Raw genomic sequence first — 19,369 nt, forward strand, 5'->3', positions numbered from 1 at the left:
CCCTCGCTCATGTGCGGCATATTCGGATTCCACGCCAGATCGCGTCTGTCGCTCGCGGCCGAGCTCGACAAGGCCACCGACCTGTTGGCCCATCGTGGTCCGGACGGTCGTGGAACCTTCGTTGTGCACAGCCCGGATGGCGACTGGCAAGTCGGCCTCGGGCATCGCCGCCTTTCGATCGTGGATATCGAGGGCAGCCCGCAGCCGATGCATTCGCATGATGGCCGCTACGTCATCGTCTACAATGGCGAGATCTACAACTATATCGAGCTACGTGCCGAGCTGGTTGAGCGCGGCCATCGCTTCGCCACACAGGGCGACACCGAGGTTCTGATCGAGGCCTGGCGCGCCTGGGGCGAGGATTGCCTGCCCCGGCTGAACGGCATGTTCGCGTTCCTGCTGTGGGATACTGGCACGGGCCGGCTGTTCGCCGCTCGCGATCCTTTCGGCAAGAAGCCGCTCTTTGTCGCCAAGGGCGAGGGATTTCACGCCTTCGCCTCCGAGATCGAAGCGCTGCGGAATTTTCCGGGCGTTGACGACCAGCTGGACCAGGATTCGCTACGCGAATATCTCAGCTATCGTTACGTTCCCGGCCCCGCCACCTTCTTCCGCGGCATTACCAAAGTGCCGCCGGGGACCTTCGTGGCGATCGACGGCGCCAACATCCGCACCAAGCGCTACTTCACGACGCCTTTCTCGCGCACCAAACCCGATATCGACAATTTCGATGAGGCGGTAGAGCTTTTCACCGAAAAGCTCGACGAGGCGGTGCGGCTAAGGCTGCGCTCGGATGCGCCGTTCGGGGCCTACCTTTCGGGCGGTCTCGACTCCTCGACCATCGTGGCGCTGATGAGCCGCCAAATGGCGCAGCCGGTCTCCACCTTTTCGGTCGGCTTCGATGTGCCCGGCTCCTCCGAACTGCCCTATGCCCGACAGGTCGCCGAGGCTTTCGGAACCGACCATCACGAACTCTCCGTTGGCATGAACGAATTCACGTCGGTGTGGGAAGAGGCAGTGCTGCGCCGGGGCGCGCCGGTCGCAGAGCCCTCCGACCTGCCGGTGCTGCTGCTGTCGCGGATGGCAAGCCGCAGCGTCAAGATGGTGCTTACCGGCGAAGGGGCCGACGAGCTTCTGGGCGGCTATCCCAAGCATCGGGCCGAGCCTTGGGTGGCAATGTATCAGCGTCTCGTGCCGAGTGGCCTCCACGATGGTCTGGTGGCGCCGGCGGCACGCGCCCTGCCCTATGCGGCGCGGCGCGTAAAGACGCTGGCGGGCGTCGCCGGCATCCGCGATCTGCAGGCACGCATGGCGGCCTGGTTCGGTGGGGCCGATGGCGGTCAGGCGGAGATGCTCTATGCCGGGCCTCCCCAATTGCGCGATCTCGATCCGCTGCCCTTCGCGTCGGACGGCGCCAGCAGCGCGCTCAAGCGGATGCTGCATTTCGACCAGACCTCCTGGCTGCCGGACAATCTCCTCGAGCGCGGCGACCGCATGATGATGGCAGGCTCCATCGAAGGACGCATGCCCTTCATGGATGTCGGACTTGCCGAGCTCGTCGCGCGCTTTCCTGATGCCTTCCTCACCGGCGCGCCGAAGGGCAAGCGCGTGCTGCGGGTATTGGCCTCCAAATTGCTGCCGCGCGAGATCATCGAGCGCAAGAAGGTCGGCTTCCGCGTACCGGTTGAGCAGTGGTTCCGCGCCGGCATGGCCGATCAGCTCCGCGACCTGCTGCAGGGCACCGACGCGACGGTAAGGCAGGTGTGTAACGCCCACGAGATCGACCGGCTGGTCGGCGAGCATCTCGGCGGCACGCAGAACCACGAGAAGATTCTTTGGGCGCTCGCCAATCTGGAGCAGTTCTTCCGGATATTCCGCCCGACCATTGCCGAGGCCGCTCCACAGCAGCGCGAACCGGATTACCGCTTCGCCGACAGCGCCTTGCGATAGACCTCGCCCAGCGCCTCGATCATCGTCTCAAGGCGGAAGCGTGACACGTAGACGTCGCGCGAAGCGGTGCGGAATCCCTCGCGCTCCGAAGCGTCGGCGATCAACTGCGCAAGCGCATGTGCGACGCTCTCCGGATCGTCTGGCGTAATGATCAAACCGTTCTGCCCGTCACTAAGAACATCGGGCACCGAGCCAACCGGTGTCGCGACCAGAGCCGCACCGGCGCATGCGCCTTCTAGCAAGCAGACCGGCAGGACCTCGTTACGCGACGGCAGAACGACGATGTCGGCTTGGCGATAGAGCGGCAGAATGGCGTCTCGCGCAACCCAGCCGGTGAATTCGACCTGGCCGGAAAGCCCCGATTGTTCCGCACGCTCGCGGAAGCCTGCGACGTCGCCGGTGCCGGCGAAGACCGCCCGCCACCGGGGCAGGTGTGCGGGCAGTTGCGCCAGCGCCCGGAACAGGACGCCGGCGCCCTTCGCATCCGTCAGATTGCCGGCAAACAAAAGCTGCACGGCAGCGCCCTCTTCCCGCGCTTGCGGCGCGTCGGGCGCGAAATCGGCAACGCCATTGGCCACGACGTCAAAGCGTTCAGGCGGCATTTCATAGAACCGCGCAACGAAGTCCCGCCAATAGTCACCCAGAACGACGATCGCGCGGGCTCGCTCGAAAACCCGTCGTAGAACCGGAACCCACCCCGGCTTTCGATCACCCGGCTTTGGAAAGGCGGAGCCGTGAAAGTGGACGACCGTGGCAACACCGGCAACTCTCGCGAGCCATTGCATGGCCCATTTGCGCCAGGCCGAGGCATTCGTCGCCGCATTGAGATGGACGACATCGTAGCGCCGGGTGGCCAGCAGCCACGCATAGCGCGCAAAGGCAATGGGGAAGTGGAACACCCAGCCAGCACCCGAGGCATCGCCGCGCGAGGCTAAAAATTCCATCTCGATGCCGATGTCGGAGCGCGCGCGCAATTGTTCATCGACATGCGAAAACAAGGTCTCGATGCCGCCGCGGCCAGCCAGGCCACGCGGCACGATGCACAAAACACGTATCGGCACGGCCACGCTCACGCCAATCCACCAAGCCGCGAAACAGGCGCGATGCAGTCGATCACCTCGATCTGCTCGGTGCTGTTGAGGGTGTGGTTTCCCGGATGGCACATCGTCATCTTCTTCTGCGCCAATTGCGTCAGGCTACCTGATCGAGATTGGTGTCCGTTTCTATCGAAAAGACAGAAGTAGACACTGCACCTTCGTTGGAAAGCGCTTCGAGCACCCACTTTTCACGGGGGCCAGCGCGATCGCCCTTCACGGCCAGCACCGCGTGACCGCTCATTTCGGCCGCTACCCGCACCGGGATCCCGTGCTCGACATCGAGTTCGCCGGCATTGACCACGACGTCGTCATACTCGGCGGAAATGACTTCGAGCACGGCGCGAAGCACGTCATGCGATACTCTCGCAATCGCCGCGGGCCGGCCGGCATTGAGCTTGTGCAGTTCGGTGTCGCTGCAGGTCTCGACCGCGTTGAGGGCCGAGGCTTCTCCCAGCGCGATCTCGGCAAGACCCGGCATGGATGCCGGCGCATCAGCCGCCAGATCCAGGAAAATCACGCTCCGATCGCGCGCAATTGCGCCATGCGCCAGTTCCAGTGCCGCCTGCCGCGCCATGCTGGGATCGTCCAGCGTCGTCACCAGCACCAGCCCACCCGCCGGCGCGTCGGCACCGGCTTCGGGCAGCACGGGCAACTCGGCTTCCGGCTGGCGGGTGAGCAGGCCGGCAACGAGATCGCGCAGGATCGCGACAAGAATGCCGACGAACAAGCCAAGCATTACGGCGGCAGCCAGTATCGGCACCCGTGGCGGGAAGGAAGGCGAATTCGGCACTCCGGCTTCCCCAATGACGCGCGCCGTGCCGGCGGCGATGCTTTCCTGCTGGGCCGTCTCCTTCGCGCGCACCAGATAAGATTCGTAGACGACCCGGACGGATTGGGCCTCTCGCTCGAGTTCGCGCAGCTTGATCATGTTCTGGTTGGTGGAAAAGGAAGCCGACGTGGCCTGCTGAAGATCGGTGTTGACCTTATTCAGCGCGTCGACTGCCGTCTTGTAGTCGTCCTGTGCAGAGGCAACCAGCCTTTCGCTCTCGGAGCGAATAGCATCCTCGGCTTGCGTCACCTCTCCTTTGGCAACGACAACGCGGGGATGGAGCGGGCCGAGCACCTGCTGCAGTTCGTTGAGGCGCCCATTGGCTTCGGCCAGGCGGACGCGTAGCGCCGCCATGGAGCTGTCGGTATCGGTCGTGGCGGCGCCTACATAGCCACGCGCGCTTAACGCGTCCTGCATGACCTGCAGCCGAGCCTTGGTCTCGTTGACGCGTGACAGTGCCGCCGACTGACGAGCCGACAAATTGGTCAGCTCGCGGTCGCCGAGCAACTGCCCTTCCGTCTGCGAGATATTGTGCTCGCGCTTGAACGCCTCGACCTTTTCCTCTGACTCATGCAGCTGGCTCTGCAATTCCGCCAGCCTGCTGCGGATGGCCGAAGTGACGTCGCGTGCCGCATTGGCAGCGGACGAGGTCTGGTCGGCGACATAGGCAGCCGCAACCGCATTCGCCAGCCGGGCTGACTTCGCGGCCTCCTTCGCCGTCACGCTGATCTCAAGCACATAGGTGTTGTCGGGGCGCGCTACTTCGACGGCTTTGGCGAGATTCTCCAGCGCGACTTCCGAAGGATTGCGGCCGCCACCGCCCTGGGGCGCAAATTCGGGATCGGATGCGAGGCCGATCTGCTTAATAGCGTCGCCCAGCACTGCTTCGGATTTGACGACCTCGATCTGGCTCTCGACAAGCGCCATGTCGCCGCCGAGCCCCCGCTGAATGACTTCATTCTGCACGGCGCGCTGCTCGCGCGGATCGATGAGGATGCGGGATGTCGCAACGTAGCGCGGCGCGATCAGCGACAGCGCGACGAACGCCAATGCAACGAAGGCGAGCACGCAGACAATGATCGTCCAGCGCCGGCGCAGAAGAGTCTCGGTAAGGCCGAGAAGATCGATAGACGAATCGATCTGGCGGCCGGCCGTGGGGCTGCGGCTGGCCCTGTTGCCGGATGTGATGGCCATGCTAGGTGCTCCGCGAAGCTAAGGCGGCAGACCCGCCGCATTGTTAAGAAACAATGCGCAAACAGCCTTAATATCGGGTTAAGTAACTCCAGGCTTTGGAAAGAGTTGTGCCTCGACGCACTATTCGAAACAAGGTCAGGCGACCGGCTCGCTGCGCATCCTCGTCAGAAGCCAGGCCGCCAATATTCCGACGACCCCGCCTATTGCCTTCACCAGCATGTCGTCAAAGCGAGCGTGGCGTCCGGGATCGACCAGTTGAAGAGCCTCCAGTCCCACAGCGACGCCGACGATGAAAATCAGTGAATACCGAAGTTGCCGGGGGAAACCTGCACCCAGTGCCAGACCGAGAAGCAAGTAGGCTCCTGCACGCTCCAGCGTGGGATGCCCGGTTTCCGGCCTGAAATCGATCGGACACAACGTAACGAACGCGATCCCGATCAAAAGCACGATGCTCGCAATGCGTGAAATGGTTGTCATGGAGCGTCCATAAACGATGCCCGATGGGCATGCAATTCAGCGGACTTACCAAGTGGAGGCAACGGTGTGGGATATTCTTGATCGGTTCAGAATCGTCACGCCGACGATCCAATTTGAATAGCCTCTATCAACAAATCCTAATATTACGCTTAGATTTTAAACGCCGCGCTCAAGGATTATTGACCGCTAATAAAGCATTCTCATCACTACAGCGAACTCAGCTCAGCATCTCTGCCGCAACGTAAACTCATCGATCCCAAACGACACGCGCGGAGACCTGACGATTTCACTCAACTTGTTTTGTTTGTAATCGAAATTATATTGGAAACTTTTGGTTATCCATATCCCGACATACCCGCCCCATGTTAACCGCCCTATTGGGATTGCGACTTATGAAACAGTCCGAAGGACAGGGCATCTAAGACGGTAATTAAGATGATTGATCAAATTCGTTCGCTGTTTGTCGGGAATGAAACGCTTCCATTCGATGTCGAAAAGCTTTCCGACCAGGACAATCTGTATGATGCGGGGATGACCTCGTTCGCCTCCGTCCAGATCATGCTGGCAATCGAGGAGCAATTCGACATCGAATTCCCCGAAGAGATGCTGACGCGGCGCACATTCGCTTCGCTTGCCAACATTGCCGATGCGGTCTCGAAGCTCACGAAAGAGGCTGCGTGACGCCATGGATGTCGCCGAACCGATCAGCACTTCGCAGGCGGTGACCCGCAGCGAGAGCCTGGCTGCGCGCATGGCGCGCGTCGTCGAGATCGCAGCCAAATCCGCCGAAGCCGTCGACCGCGAGGGCTGCTTCCCCCGGGAAACCATCGACGCCCTGAAGCGTGCACGCCTGCTTGGCATCGCCATTCCGGTCGAACTGGGCGGCGAGGGCCTGACCACCGCGGCCGTTGCCGATCTTATCGTCCAGCTGGGCCAGGCCTGCGGGTCGAGCGCGATGGTCTATGGCATGCACCAGATCCAGATCTCCAGTCTGGTCAGCCATGGCGTCGGCAGCGATTGGCACCGCGAATATATGCGTCGGATTGCCTCCGAGCAGCTGCTCATGGCGTCGGCGACCTCGGAAGCAGGCATCGGCGGTAATCTTCGCAATTCGATCTGCGCGATCGAGGTCGCGGACGGCCACTTCTCGCTCACCAAGGACGCAACCGTGATCTCCTATGGCGCCCACTCCGACGCCATCATGGCGACCGCGCGGCGGGCGCCTGAGGCTGCAAGCTCCGACCAGGTGATGGTGGTGCTTCCGGTCGATGGCAATCTCAAGCTGGAGCGCACATCCGTATGGGATACGCTCGGCATGCGCGGCACCTGCTCCGACGGCTTCCTGCTGACTGCATCCGGTGAAGCTGGGCAGATTTTCCCAAAACCGTTTTCGGAAATCGCGGCGCAGTCGATGCTGGCCAGCTCCCACATCTATTGGGCCGCGACGTGGTTCGGCATCGCCGCCGATGCGTTCGCCCGCGCCCAGACCTTCGTCAAACAGGCCGCGCGCAAGCAGCCCAATGTGGTGCCGCCGGGTGCGCTGCGCCTTTCGGAGGCCGCCGCGAAGCTGCAGGAGATGAAGGGACATCTCATCGCCGCCATCCGCCGCTTCGAGGCCGCGGAACGCGACGACGACGACCTCTCATCGATCGGCTTTGCCGCCGAGATCAATGCCCTGAAGATTGCCGCAAGCGAAAAGGCGGCCGAGGTCGTGCAACTGGCGATGCTGATCACCGGGATTCTCGGCTACAAGAACGGCACTCCTTTCAGCGTCGGCCGGCATCTGCGCGATGTCACCTCCGCGGCCGTGATGATCTCCAACGACCGCATTCATGCCAACACCGCGACGCTGCTCCTCATGAGCCGCTTCGATGCCAGCCTGGGAGTTTGAGATGGACACCGGCACATTCAGCGCAAAGAGCTTGCTGGACGATCTTTTCGACAACGGAATCCTCTTCGATTCCGGTGTCGACGGGCTCTACGGCCGTTCCGGTGTTTTCGAAGAAGTGATCGAGCGCTTCGAGCGCCTGGTCACGCGTCTCGGCGCACCGGACAAGGCGACCCGTATCCATTTCCCGCCGGGCATGAGCCGCGCCACTCTGGAAAAGAGCGGCTACATGAAGAGCTTTCCCCAGCTTGCCGGATGCGTCCACTCCTTCATGGGCAACGAGCGCGAGCATGCCAAGCTGCTCGGCATGATGGCGACGGGAGAGGACTGGACCGAGATGCAGCAGGCCACGCAAGTAGCCCTGACGCCGGCTGCCTGCTACCCGCTCTACCCGACAGTAGCGGCGCGCGGCCCAGTTCCGGCGGAAGGACTTCTGTTTGAACTGTCGTCCTACTGCTTCCGCCACGAGCCCTCGCAGGATCCGGCACGCATGCAGCTTTTCCGCATGCGGGAATTCGTCCGGATCGGCACCGCCGAGCAGGTTAGCGCCTTCCGCGAAAGCTGGCTGGAACGCGGCAAGGCGATGATTGAATCGCTGGCCCTGCCCTGCGAGGTGGACCTTGCCAACGACCCGTTCTTCGGCCGGGGCGGCAAGATGATGGCCAACAACCAGCGCGACCAGGGGCTGAAGTTCGAGCTTCTGATCCCGGTGACCAGCGAGGAGAAGCCGACGGCGTGCCTCAGCTTCAACTACCATCAGGACCATTTCGGCCAGACCTGGGGCCTGCAGTTCGCCGACGGCAGCCTGTGCCATTCGGCCTGCGTCGGTTTCGGGCTGGAGCGAGTGGCGCTGGCACTGTTCCGCCATCATGGGCCCGACGTGAATGCCTGGCCTGAGGCGGCGCGCGCGGCGCTGTGGGATGCCTGACATGAAGGCCGTGATCCCCGGCCTCGATCCCGCGACCTACCGGCCGCACCGGCTGCATGACGCGGAACGGCGCTGGCTGCAGACCAATTGCTATGTCGACCTGCTGATCGAGGTGATGCACGCGACCGGCCACGACCCCGTGGCCGCGCTCGGCTTTACCGTGACGCAGGATTTCGAGGGCGACCAGTTCACCTTCTTCAAGTTCCCGACCGCCGATCTGCAGAGGCTCGCGGGCATCGACATTCAGGAGCTGGCGATTTTCGACCGTCTGGAAACCCACTTCCTGGCACAGGTCGAACGCGGGCGGCTGCCCCTGGTGGAAGTCGATGCCTTCTACCTGCCGGACACGAAGGGCATCACCTACCGCACGGGCCATTCGAAGACGACCGTGGGTGTCAATGCGCTCGACCCAAAAGCCAAGCGCATGGTGTACTTTCACAATGACGGCCTCTTCGCTCTGGAAAGCGCGGATTATGACGGGATATTCGGCCAGTGGGATGGCGTGGTGCCTGGCGCGCTGCCGCTGTTTCCCTATGCCGAATTCGTGAAGTTCGACGCCGCGCCACCGGCTCGCGATGCGGTGGGCACGGCACTGGCACTGCTTTCGCAACATCTGTTGCGGCGGCCCAAGCGCAATCCCCTCACCGCCTATGCGGCCGCATTCGGCCGCCATGCTGAGGTGCTGGCCGCGCGCTCGCCCGAGTATTTTCACACCTACGCCTTCAACACGCTGCGGCAGGTCGGGGCCAATTTTGAGCTTCTCGGCAGTCATCTCGAATGGTTGGGCCAACACAGCCAGCAGGGACTGGAAGAAGCGGCCGAGGCCGCAGGCCGGATCGCCGAAGGCGCCAAGGTCATGCAGTTCAAGCTCGCCCGCGCCATGGCGCGCCAGCGCTTTGATGGCTTGTCAACGTCGCTGGAACCCATGGCCGAAGCCTATGATCTGGTCATGAAGGTGCTCGACGCACACATGGCAGCCTTGGCGAAAGCTGCCTGAGAGGCACGCAGGAATGGGGATGGCATGACCTGGAACGGGTCGATGACGACAGCGATCCCGATCGCCGGCTTTGGCGAACGACTGGAAGCGGGGTGGCAACTCGCCGTCTCGCCGGCTGGCGCGTGGTCCCGGCCGGCAGCCATCGATCCTTCCGCCGTGTGGCTGGACGCTGCTTGCCCGGGCACCGCGGCCGCAACGCTCGAGGCGCACGGCCTTTGGCAGCGCGGCGCGCCGACGCCCTTGCACGTCAAGGACATTTGGTATCGCCGCCGGCTCAACGTGGCCGGGCCCGTCCGCCTCGTCTTCGAGGGCCTCGCGACCATCGCGGAGATCTATGTCGACGACCGGCGGGTCCTCACGTCGACGTCGATGTTCGCGCCTTGCGAGGTCGCTCTGACGCTTGAAGGCGGGGAAACGCTGACCATCGCCTTCCGCAGCCTTAACGCCCATCTCGAGACGCTCAAGGGGCCGCGTGCCCGCTGGAAACCGCGCATGATCGACGATCAGCGGCTGCGGCTCGTGCGTACAACCCTGATCGGCCATATGCCGGGCTGGTGCCCGGCCGTTGATGTGGTTGGCCCGTGGCGGCCGGTTCTGCTGCTGCGCGAGGATAGAAAGCCGCTGGTCGCCGGCGTCGACCTGCGTGCCGATCTCGACGGCACAACCGGCATACTCGACATCGTGATCACGCTTGCCGAAGCGCTCGGCTCGGGCGAAAGCGCCTCTGTGACCTGCGCGGGCGAGACTGTCGCGCTCGCCGAGCACGGATCGACGCTGGCGGCTCGTCTCGAAATTCCCAACGTCCCCGCATGGTGGCCGCACAGTCATGGAGAACCCATCCTGCACGGCGTGACGACGACGATCGGCAACACAGAGATTCAGCTCGGCCGGGTCGGCTTCCGCCACATCGAACTCGACCGCGGCGCAGATGGCCGCGACTTCCGCCTGCTGGTGAACGGCATTCCGGTGTTCTGTCGCGGCTCGGTCTGGACACCGGCCGACATTGTAGCGCCGGGCTCGGATGCACTTGAAGCGGACCTGCGCCTAACACGCGAGGCGGGCGTCAACATGCTCCGGGTCGCGGGAACGTTCGTCTATGAATCCGACGCCTTCCACGCCCTGTGCGACGAGCTCGGCATTCTCGTCTGGCAGGACCTGATGCTCGCCAATTTCGACTACCCGGCGCGCGATGCCGATTGGTGCGCGGCGCTGGCGGCCGAGGTCGATGCTCTGCTGCGACGCCTACGGCAGTCGCCGTCGCTTGCTGTGCTTTGCGGCGGCAGCGAGATCGCCCAGCAGGCAGCAATGATGGGCGTGCCGGCAGCCATGGACCCGACGCCGTGGTTCGACACGGTGGTGAAGCCGATGGCCAACGGAATCCGTCCCGACCTCGTGCTGGTTCCCTCCTCGCCGCATGGCGGCAGCTTGCCTTTCACCACCGAGGCAGGACCGGTGCATTACTATGGCGTCGGCGCCTATTGCCGGCCGCTGGAGGATGCGCGGCGCGCCGAGGTGCGCTTCGCCAGCGAATGCCTCGCCTTCGCCAATGTGCCCGACCAGGAGACCCTGGACGCACATCTGTCGGCGGCGCCCGTGCACGATCCGCGTTGGAAGGCCGCGACCCCGAGAGACATTGGCGCATCCTGGGATTTCGAGGATGTGCGCGACCATTATCTGGAGCGCATGTTCGGCGTCGATGCCCGCCGACTGCGGACGGAGGACGTTTCGCGCTATCTCGACCTGTCACGCGCGGTGACCGCCGAGGTGGTGGAACGCACCATCGATGAATGGCGCCGACCTGCATCGCCGACGGCCGGGGCGCTGACCCTGTTCTGGAAAGATCTGGTCGTCGGCGCCGGCTGGGGTGCTGTGGACGCAACCGGCAGGCCCAAATCGGTCTGGCACGCAATGAAGCGTGCCTTCCGGCCACTGCGGCTGATGCTCACCGACGAAGGTGTGAACGGGCTTTATGTGCACCTCATCAACGACGGGCCGCAGCCTGTCACCGGCAGGCTAAGCCTGACCTGCCTGCGCGATGGGTCAACGCCCGTCGTCACCAGCAAGCGGGAGATCGAGCTCGCCGCGCATGGCGCGCTCACCATTTCGGCTTTCGAACTGTTCGGCGCTTTTTTTGATGTGTCTTATGCCTACAGGTTCGGCCCGGCCGCCCATGAGGTGACGGTGGCGCAGCTACAGGATGCGCAGGGCGGCCTGCTTGCAGAGGCTTTTCATGTGCTGCCCGGTGCCATGACGACCCGGCGCGATGTCGGGCTTAGCGCAGGGATCGAGGCCGCCGACCACGGCTGGCAACTGCACCTTTCCTGCACGAGGGCAGCGTATTGCATCCGCATCGGCGCCGGTCCTGACTATCGCGCAGAAGAAGATTATTTCCACCTCATCCCCGGCCGCGAAAAGACAGTGCGGCTGATCGGCCCGACGGGTGCCTCGGCGCCCACGGGGATTATCACCGCGCTCAACGCCGAGCGAACGGTTACCTACGAGGCGAAGGAAGAAGTCGCGGCGGCTGCAGCCGGAGCCATGGCGTCGTGAGACCGATTGTTTTCGACAAAACAGTCGGCTGGCTTCACCCGGCAACGGGCCGGCGCGGCGTGGTGATTGCCGGCGCGCATGGTTTCGAGGATCTGTGCAGCCGGCGGTTCCTGACGCTGATGGCACGGGACATGGCCGCGGCACGCTTGCCCGTCCTCCAGATCGACTATCCGGGTTGCGGCGACGCGGCCGGCGACCACACCGAGCCCGGACAGGTTGCCGCCTGGGTTGCGAGCATCGCAAGCGCCATCGACCGGCTGATGTCCGAGACCGGAGTGGCGGACGTGCTCGTGGTCGGCTTCCGGCTTGGCGCGCTACTCGCGCCCGCCGCGATTGCCGCGCGAAACGATGTCGCAGGGTTGGCTCTGCTGGCCCCACCCTCGTCGGGCAAGGCCTATGTGCGCGAGATGACCGGGCTTTCGCGGATGATCGACGGAACCTTGCCCCCCTACCCCGACGCCGAACCGTTCGACGGCATCGAGGCTGCCGGTTTCAGGGTCAGCGCCGAGACCGCGGCCGACCTGCGGATGTTCGAATGGCGCGATCGCCTGGCGGTTTCGGCAAAGCTCGACCTGCTCTTGATGCCAACGCAAGTCACTCCGGCGAATTCGGACTTGGCCGACCGTATCGCGGCTGCCGGGGGCAACGCCCGGATCGAGACATTCGACGGCTTCAGCCGCCTTATGAGCACGCCGACAGCCAGCGAAATACCGCAGGCCACGCTCGATACAGTCGTGCAATGGGCAGCCGGGCTGAGCCGATCGGAGCCCACGGCCTCCGCACCGATCAATCACGAGCAGCCAGGGCTCGAAGGCGACGGGTATCGGGAACAGCCGCTGGTCCTCGGGCCTGCCCCGGAGATCTGCGGCGTTCTTTGCATGCCGGCCGGCACGGAGGTCAGCGAAGAGGTCGTCCTAATTCTGAACGCCGGCGCGATACCGCATATGGGCTGGGCGCGCGGCGCGGTGGACATGGCGCGGACCCTCGCCCGTCAGGGCATTGCGTCGATGCGGGCGGACCTGCCGGGCCTCGGTCAAAGCGAGACACCAGGCGAGAAACGGCAGTTCCTCTATGACAAACGGGGCCGCGACGACGTGATCCGCATCGTCGACTGGCTCCAGCGCCACGGCTTCGAACGGGTATGCGCCACCGGCATATGCGCAGGCGCCTATCAGGCCTTCCACGCCGCGCGGCGCGATCCGCGCATCGCCCACCTGGCGATGGTCAATCCGCTTTGCTTTTCGTGGAACAGTTCCTATGCCCTCGAGATGGGGCTGTCGAAGATCCGCGACAACGCACGCGCTCCCCTTACCCCAGGTGTCCATCAGGCCGCCGAAGCGAACCCCACAGATCCGGTTGGCCCGTCGCTGAAATCATCCGTCTCCAAGCTTGGCCGTCGTATGCTGCGCCGCAGCCTGGAGATGTCGAAGTCGAGCCTTTCCAGGCTATCGTCGGCCCACGGCTCGAAAGGCGGATCGGTCGAGCGCTGGATGAGGGATTTGACCAAGCGCGGCACAGAGGTGCTGGTCGTCAGCTGTGAAGGCGATCTGAGCCACGAGGAAATTGCCCGGCATTTTGGGCCGGACGGCGAGCGATTGGGGCGCATGAGCGGCGTGACAATGGCTCTCATACCCGCGGCCGATCATACTCTGACGCCACTGCATGCGCGCGTTCAGCTCACCGAACACGTTGCGCGGCTGCTGTCTTCGACAGCCACCGCGCGAGCGAATACCCGGTCTTCGCAACTATCGAACATCGCCGGCGACGCGCCCTAAAGGCGCGTCCGGCTGCTCAAAGCGTCTGAAAACGCAGCTTACTTGGTGTAGAGCGGCTCGGGAGGCTCGTATGCTACCGGTTCGAGCTGGTAGCAGGCGTTCGCGCCGCCGCCGAAGCTGTAGCGCAGGCCGCCGCGAACCTCATGCGTGTTGAAGCCCTTGTCGAAGCCGGGGCCGGCTCCGTTGAACTCGAACATGCGCCCGCCATTGATGTGACTGAACCGATAACCGGCATCGAACGCCAGATTGTTGGTCAGGCAGTAGGAGGCGCCGGCCATGAGCGCATAGGCGAAGCGCCAGTTGCTGCTACCCTTGTGGATCGTGTCCCAGCCGCTGATGGTGTTGCGCAGGTCATCCCACTTCACATTGGCGCCGCCAATGCCCGCGCCGACATAGGGCGTAAAGCCGTTCCACGTGCCGAGGTCGTAGTAGGCGTTGGCCAGCAGCAGCAGGGCCGACATCTTGCTGGTGTCGGTCGACGAGCAAGTGGGGCAGGACGTGTGTCCATTGAATTTGGACTTGAACCAGTAGTCGACCGTAAGATCGGTGCGCAAATAGCTCGTCACCTGATAGCCGACACCTGCGCCCAGCGAGAAGGCGCCCCTCAGATCGCCGGAATCGAAGCTCTTGGTGCCAGGGGGCGTCCCATAGGTGATGTAGTCGGCGCCGCGGAATTCGGGCTTGTGGTAGTCGAGATCGCCGCGGATATACCAGCCGCCAAACTCCTGCGCCTGATAGACCGGCGCCGGCTCGATAACCGGTGCCGGCACCACAAGATCGGCCGCGAACGCCGGGGCCGCACAGCCGGCCACGACGGCTGCGAGGACCGCCTTTGAAATATTGGACATGTTTCACCCCTGCCCGGACCTGCGAGCGCGGCCGGAATTTCTGGTTAACCAGCAAAGTTAGCAAATGCTAAATCTATGCAATTGCTTAGCCATAAGGAGTTAATGGTTAAGGAAGTTTCTAGCTGTGATGAAGGACGAAGCAAAAGCGGATTTTAGGACCAATCTCCGCCAAGTTCGGGGTGAGCGCGCATACGGCTGCTACTGAAAGAAGGCCTGAAGAACAGCGGCTATGGTGCGGAACCTTCCCTGCATTGTGGCGTTTGAGCGCCCGGAAGCCGCCGCAGAAAACGGCTCCTGTCGCACGGAGGCAACATGTTCGCGATGTTGAATGCCCCCCGCATGCCCGACGAAGCTGACGTACTTCCAAACCGCGAAACAGAAGATTTGGCGCCCTCCCACGCGCAGTCGCAGATCGTCGTTATATTGATCGATGCCGAAGGTGACCATGATGGGGGCGCCAAACAACCGGATGATGCATTGGCCGTCGTCGTTCCGTTGAGGAACGGGCTGAGACCACTCCATAGTCTGCCAACACGACCTGATTTCGAAGCAATCGTCGATCTGCTGCGTTCAGGAGCTTGTGACGACAACAGCCATCCGAACCTGCAGTTCTGTCGCCAACAGAACCTGCTCAGGGGGCTTACCGACGAGAATGGCCGGTTGCCCCTCGCGCTTGCGCCGTTGATGGCGCAGCCAGGGACCGGGCCCACCAGCGAAAATGCCGCTCTCGTCATCAAAGTCCATTTCATACATCGGCCCCCAAGCAAGAAAGGAAATTCGGTCTTCCGCGGCGGGCTTGCGCCCTGGCAGAAAAAGCGCGCTCAGAAGATGCTGAGAGCCAATCTCGATGGTGGCGTCACCGTGTCGGAGATCGCGAAGGAATGCGGGCTCTCGGTGCGCCACTTCTCCCGGGCCTTTCATGAATCGTTGGGAATGCCTCCGCGTCGATGGCTGACACGGCATCGCGTCGAGACGGCCAAAAAACTGTTACTGGGGTCAGGCATGGGCCTGGCCGACATAGCAAAATGCTCGGGCTTTTCTGACCAGAGCCACCTCACTCGCGTGTTTTCCGGGTGGATGGGGGAGAGCCCTGGTTCGTGGCGGCGATCGAACGCATTGGTCCCGCTCAAGGCGGGGTTCCGCCAGACTGGGGGACGACAAGCATAGAACGACGTCTCTAGCCCTGGAGGAAGGTGGCCATGCGTGAAAGCCGACTATTCGTTGACCATGTCGCATACACAGTCGTTGTCCAGGCCGATGGCGGAATACGCCCGACTGCACGCAGGCAAGGTGGCCTTGCGCGTTGGCAGGAACAGCTTGCCAAGGATATCCTGTCCTCAAATCTCGACCGGGATATCCCGCTGCAGGCAATCGCCGCCGAGTGCGGACTGTCCCCCAGCCACTTTGCCCGCGCGTTCCGCATTTCGACGGGAAGCGCACCGCATCAATGGCTTTTGCATCTGAGCATCGAAGCTGCGAAGGCTGTGCTCCTCGAATCCGACCACACACTTGCCGAGGTGGCGCTGGCGTGCGGATTCTCGGATCAGAGCCATTTTACCCGGGTGTTCACTCGTTTGGTCGGCGCCAGTCCAGGCGCATGGCGACTGTCTGTCGTGTCAGGCAATGCGTGACGAGGCATTCGCCCGTTTCCGGCAAGGACATAACTAGTCACCTACCTACTTTCCGGCGGGGCACTCCCAAGAGGTCGTTGTCCGACTTCTCGTGAGCCTCCCGCCGGTGAATGTCTCACGTCTCGTATTTGAACGACAGCGAGACGCGAGTGCGGAAGGCCGCGACCTTGCCGTCCTCCACCTTCATGTCCATTTTCGTCACTTCAGCGACACGGAGATCGCGTAGCGAACCAGCGGCCGTTTCTACCGCATTGCGTCCGGCTTCCTCCCAAGATGTCTCACTGACGCCGACAACCTCGACGATCCTGTAGACGCCTGCTGCTCCTTCCTTACTCGCCATATCAACCTCCTGGTGGTGAATGTGGGATTCTATTGCTCGGTGAGGGCTCTACTTCGCCTTGTTGAAGGCAATGTCGTCGTTCAGCACGGTGCCGGGATTCACCGGCTGCTTGCTTGCGACCGGAATATCCAGCTTGGAGAAGGACACTTTCTCCTTCCAGACGTGCCGCAGGAATTCCTTGATGAACTCGACGGTCAGCTGTTCGCCGGCGCAGCGGCGGTAGCCGAAGCCGAAGGGCGCATAGCCGGCCGTGTCGACCAGAGGAACCGCCTTGCCGTTGATTTCGCTGTAGACTGCGCCGAATGCCGAGTTGGTCATCGTCACTTTGCGCCCGTCCTTGACCGGGAAGCTCGCTTTCGAGAACGGACACCGCGCCAAGCCAACCTGGTGGGCCTTGGCTTCATCATTGTCGACGGTCGTCGGCGCGCTCTTGAAGCGATCGGGATCGAATTCTGTCGGGTTTTGCCAGTGCAGCGGGCTCATGCTGGCGGGTAGATGCGGCGTCATGATGCCCGAAAAGGCCGTGCCAAGCATCGCCCGGTTTCTTGCCATCGTCGAGAAGCTGCCGCCATTCGGACTGATGACCCGAAACAGTTCCATCACCAAGCGGTCGAGCGGCGTAAACGCTCCGCCATCGGAAGCGTCCGGATCCTTCATGACCTGGTCGAACCGCACGCGAACGGCCGGGTCGCCATGCACCGGCTCCAGCTTGGCGGCGACGTTGTAGACCATGTTGGCCCATTGGCTGAACGCCAGAAAGTTGTGGAAGCATTCGAAGACGATGTCGATGCGGCGGAAATTTTCGCCGAGCTGCCCGTTCTTCAGCCAATAGTGGACAAAAGTGCTGTCTTCATCGGGCTGCTTGCCGTCCATGATCTTTTGCACGCGCTTGTCGAGCCAAGCCTTGAGCACTTCGCGCGTGGCCCGAGCCTGCATCAGGGCTTTGCACACCATTTCGGTGGTGGGATACCAGAACCCAAGCGTGGCATTGAACCCTTCGCTGAACTGACGCACTTCGTCAGGGATTTCGTCGCCCATCGCGCCGACGTGAAGGTTCCAATACAGATCGTAATAGTTCTCGAAATAGTGCTTCATCATCGGCTTGCCGGCATTGCTGTCGGAGAGAAACCGCTTGTAGAAGAGCTGTATTTTCGGCCGATATTTTTGATCTATGAGATCGGGAGTGGTCGCGGACATATAGATTCTTTTGCGCCGATTGTCCGGGCCGCGATTCTCATAGCCCTGCATGAACACTGAGCGCCCCTCTTCCTCGGGATTTGGCACCCAGTTCTTGTAAAGCATGCCCCAAAGCTGCACGGGCACCGCTTTCTCCTTGCTGAGGGCCAGATCAATCATCGGAAGGTGGGGTGTCTCGCCGACGAATTCGCTGCTTAGCAGGAATGGAGTCACCGCGCCGACGACATAGTCCTCCGGGAAATCTGGAGGCATCACCCCGACGGGGAGTTTCTCCTGCGACACCTTGATGGTGATCGAGGTCTCCGGTTGCTCCGTTTTCTTGGCCTTCGTTTGCTGGCTGCTCATCTTCGTCTCCTGTCTCGTGAGCGTCCCTCGAACCGTTCCCGAGTCCTCGGGCATCAAGGGGCGCTTAGGTCCGATGTTCCGAACTAGGCCGCGCGCTCCGCCGTCGGCACGGCGCCGCTGGCGTGCAGGCTGGCAATCTGGGCAGCGTCGAAACCGAGTTCCGCGAGAACCTCGTCGGAGTGCTGGCCCAGGTTAGGAGCCGGACGAGGAGCGACCTTGGGCGCCTCCCGGATCGTGACGGGACTGTTCACCGTGTACTCTGGCGTCGCGCTGCCATTTGCGATCGGGACGACGATGTTGTTGGCATAGAGTTGCGGATCCTTGACGATTTCCTCGGGTATCTGGACTACGCCGTATGGCAGCCGGGCCGCGTCGAGCGCCGTCTTCCAGTAGGCCAGCGGCTGCGAGCCGAAGATCTTGTCGATCTCGGCAACGAGTACTGCCGCATTGGCCGCGCGCGCCTTCGCATCGGCAAACCGTGGATCCGCCGTCAGGTCTTCCCGCCCGATCGCCTTGGTGAAATCGGGCCAGTTCTTGTCGCCTTCGACGAAGGCAAGCAGCAGCCAACGATCGTCGGAGGTCCGGTAACTTGCCCCCGCGAGAGGGTTCTCGGGGTGGTCCCGGTCGCTCAGACCCGTAAACTTTGCGCCCGACAATGCCGCTTGGAGCCAGGCTGCCGTTGCCCATGCGCCTTCGGCGATCAGCGACGTGTTGACGTTGCAGCCCTTGCCGGTACGTTCGCGGCGATAGAGCCCGGTCACGATGCCGGCGTAAAGCGAAATAGCCGTGGCGTGATCGCCGATGCCTGGAACAGGCACGGCCGGCGGACTGCCGGCATTGCGGGTGAACTGCATCAGGCCGGACCGTGCCCAGTATGCCGTGATGTCGAAACCCGGCTTGTCAGCCTCAGGCCCGGTCTCGCCGTAGCCGGTTATGTCGGCATAGATCAGCCGCGGGTTCAAAGGCGCGAGGTCCTCGTAAGTCACCTTGAGGCCCTTCCTGACATGAGGCGGAAAGTTGGTGACGAAGACATCCGCCCATTTCACGAGCCTCGCCAGAACCTCCGCGGCTCCGGGGTTCTTCAGGTCCACCGCAAGGTTGCGCTTGTTGCGATTGGTCAGCTGCCAGGTGTAGTTCGAGTTGAGAGGGGGATTTGGCGGGGTCTTGTAGAAATACCGATAGGGATCGCCGATCCGGGGTGGTTCCACCTTGATGACGTCGGCACCGAAATCCGAAAGCACCGTCGTTGCTGATGGCCCGGCGATGAAGCTGGCTAGGTCGATGACCTTCAAGCCAGAGAAAATCTTGTCGCTGTCGCTGGTCATG

The 19,369-nt window shown here is 62.8% G+C and carries 16 protein-coding genes; 9 read left to right on the forward strand and 7 right to left on the reverse strand.

From position 1 onward, the window contains the following. Positions 1 to 9: 9 nt before the first annotated feature. Complete coding sequence (gene asnB / locus M2281_RS05370) at positions 10 to 1,947, forward strand: asparagine synthase (glutamine-hydrolyzing) (RefSeq protein WP_280820054.1); 1,938 nt, start codon at positions 10 to 12, stop codon at positions 1,945 to 1,947. On the opposite strand, the gene M2281_RS05375 is transcribed toward asnB, so the two are convergent. From M2281_RS05375 to M2281_RS05385, 3 genes are all read right to left on the reverse strand, one after another. Continuing rightward, a complete protein-coding gene (locus M2281_RS05375; protein WP_280820055.1) occupies positions 1,917 to 3,020 on the reverse strand; it encodes a glycosyltransferase family 4 protein in 1,104 nt (367 codons plus the stop codon). The genes asnB and M2281_RS05375 overlap by 31 nt on opposite strands. A gap of 118 nt (positions 3,021 to 3,138) precedes the next feature. Beyond that, positions 3,139 to 5,067 carry a GumC family protein gene (locus M2281_RS05380; protein ID WP_280820056.1) on the reverse strand — a complete coding sequence of 643 codons (1,929 nt, stop codon included), beginning with the start codon at positions 5,065 to 5,067 and terminating at the stop codon, positions 3,139 to 3,141. A 135-nt stretch (positions 5,068 to 5,202) separates the two neighbouring features. Next, the gene (locus M2281_RS05385; RefSeq protein WP_280820057.1) at positions 5,203 to 5,544 is read right to left on the reverse strand and encodes a VanZ family protein; all 342 of its coding nucleotides are present in this window, start codon (positions 5,542 to 5,544) and stop codon (positions 5,203 to 5,205) included. A 435-nt stretch (positions 5,545 to 5,979) separates the two neighbouring features. Here M2281_RS05385 and M2281_RS05390 point away from each other — a divergent pair, with 435 nt between their 5' ends. The 6 genes from M2281_RS05390 to M2281_RS05415 are packed head-to-tail and all read left to right on the forward strand — an operon-like array spanning position 5,980 to position 13,682. Further along, entirely contained in the window at positions 5,980 to 6,225 is a 246-nt protein-coding gene (locus M2281_RS05390; RefSeq protein ID WP_280820058.1) for an acyl carrier protein, read from the forward strand. 4 nt (positions 6,226 to 6,229) lie between these two features. Further along, on the forward strand, positions 6,230 to 7,435 hold the full coding sequence (locus tag M2281_RS05395; protein WP_280820059.1) for an acyl-CoA dehydrogenase family protein: 1,206 nt from the start codon (positions 6,230 to 6,232) through the stop codon (positions 7,433 to 7,435). A 1-nt stretch (position 7,436) separates the two neighbouring features. Next, positions 7,437 to 8,360, forward strand: coding sequence for an amino acid--[acyl-carrier-protein] ligase (locus tag M2281_RS05400; RefSeq protein WP_280820060.1), 924 nt, complete (start codon positions 7,437 to 7,439; stop codon positions 8,358 to 8,360). 1 nt (position 8,361) lies between these two features. Beyond that, positions 8,362 to 9,357, forward strand: a complete 996-nt coding sequence (locus M2281_RS05405; protein WP_280820061.1) for a DUF1839 family protein — start codon at positions 8,362 to 8,364, stop codon at positions 9,355 to 9,357. A gap of 24 nt (positions 9,358 to 9,381) precedes the next feature. Further along, a complete protein-coding gene (locus M2281_RS05410; RefSeq protein WP_280820062.1) occupies positions 9,382 to 11,907 on the forward strand; it encodes a glycoside hydrolase family 2 protein in 2,526 nt (841 codons plus the stop codon). After that, positions 11,904 to 13,682, forward strand: a complete 1,779-nt coding sequence (locus tag M2281_RS05415) for an alpha/beta fold hydrolase (RefSeq protein ID WP_280820063.1) — start codon at positions 11,904 to 11,906, stop codon at positions 13,680 to 13,682. The genes M2281_RS05410 and M2281_RS05415 overlap by 4 nt, the downstream gene beginning before the upstream one ends. A gap of 38 nt (positions 13,683 to 13,720) precedes the next feature. On the opposite strand, the gene M2281_RS05420 is transcribed toward M2281_RS05415, so the two are convergent. Further along, positions 13,721 to 14,530: an outer membrane protein gene (locus M2281_RS05420; protein ID WP_280820064.1), complete on the reverse strand. Its 810-nt coding sequence runs from the start codon at positions 14,528 to 14,530 to the stop codon at positions 13,721 to 13,723. Between the two features lie 312 nt (positions 14,531 to 14,842). Here M2281_RS05420 and M2281_RS05425 point away from each other — a divergent pair, with 312 nt between their 5' ends. After that, entirely contained in the window at positions 14,843 to 15,697 is an 855-nt protein-coding gene (locus M2281_RS05425; protein WP_280820065.1) for an AraC family transcriptional regulator, read from the forward strand. A 32-nt stretch (positions 15,698 to 15,729) separates the two neighbouring features. Beyond that, complete coding sequence (locus M2281_RS05430; protein ID WP_280820066.1) at positions 15,730 to 16,161, forward strand: AraC family transcriptional regulator; 432 nt, start codon at positions 15,730 to 15,732, stop codon at positions 16,159 to 16,161. A gap of 115 nt (positions 16,162 to 16,276) precedes the next feature. On the opposite strand, the gene M2281_RS05435 is transcribed toward M2281_RS05430, so the two are convergent. The 3 genes from M2281_RS05435 to M2281_RS05445 all read right to left on the reverse strand — a co-directional run bounded on the left by M2281_RS05435 (position 16,277) and on the right by M2281_RS05445 (position 19,368). Continuing rightward, on the reverse strand, positions 16,277 to 16,501 hold the full coding sequence (locus tag M2281_RS05435) for a dodecin family protein (protein WP_280820067.1): 225 nt from the start codon (positions 16,499 to 16,501) through the stop codon (positions 16,277 to 16,279). Positions 16,502 to 16,549: 48 nt separating this feature from the next. Beyond that, positions 16,550 to 18,043, reverse strand: a complete 1,494-nt coding sequence (locus M2281_RS05440) for a hypothetical protein (protein ID WP_280820068.1) — start codon at positions 18,041 to 18,043, stop codon at positions 16,550 to 16,552. Between the two features lie 83 nt (positions 18,044 to 18,126). Next, entirely contained in the window at positions 18,127 to 19,368 is a 1,242-nt protein-coding gene (locus tag M2281_RS05445; protein WP_280820069.1) for a CaiB/BaiF CoA transferase family protein, read from the reverse strand. Position 19,369: the final 1 nt, after the last annotated feature.

The sequence above is a fragment of the Pseudaminobacter soli (ex Li et al. 2025) genome (genome assembly GCF_029892515.1).
In the GTDB taxonomy this organism is placed as follows: domain Bacteria; phylum Pseudomonadota; class Alphaproteobacteria; order Rhizobiales; family Rhizobiaceae; genus Pseudaminobacter; species Pseudaminobacter soli_A.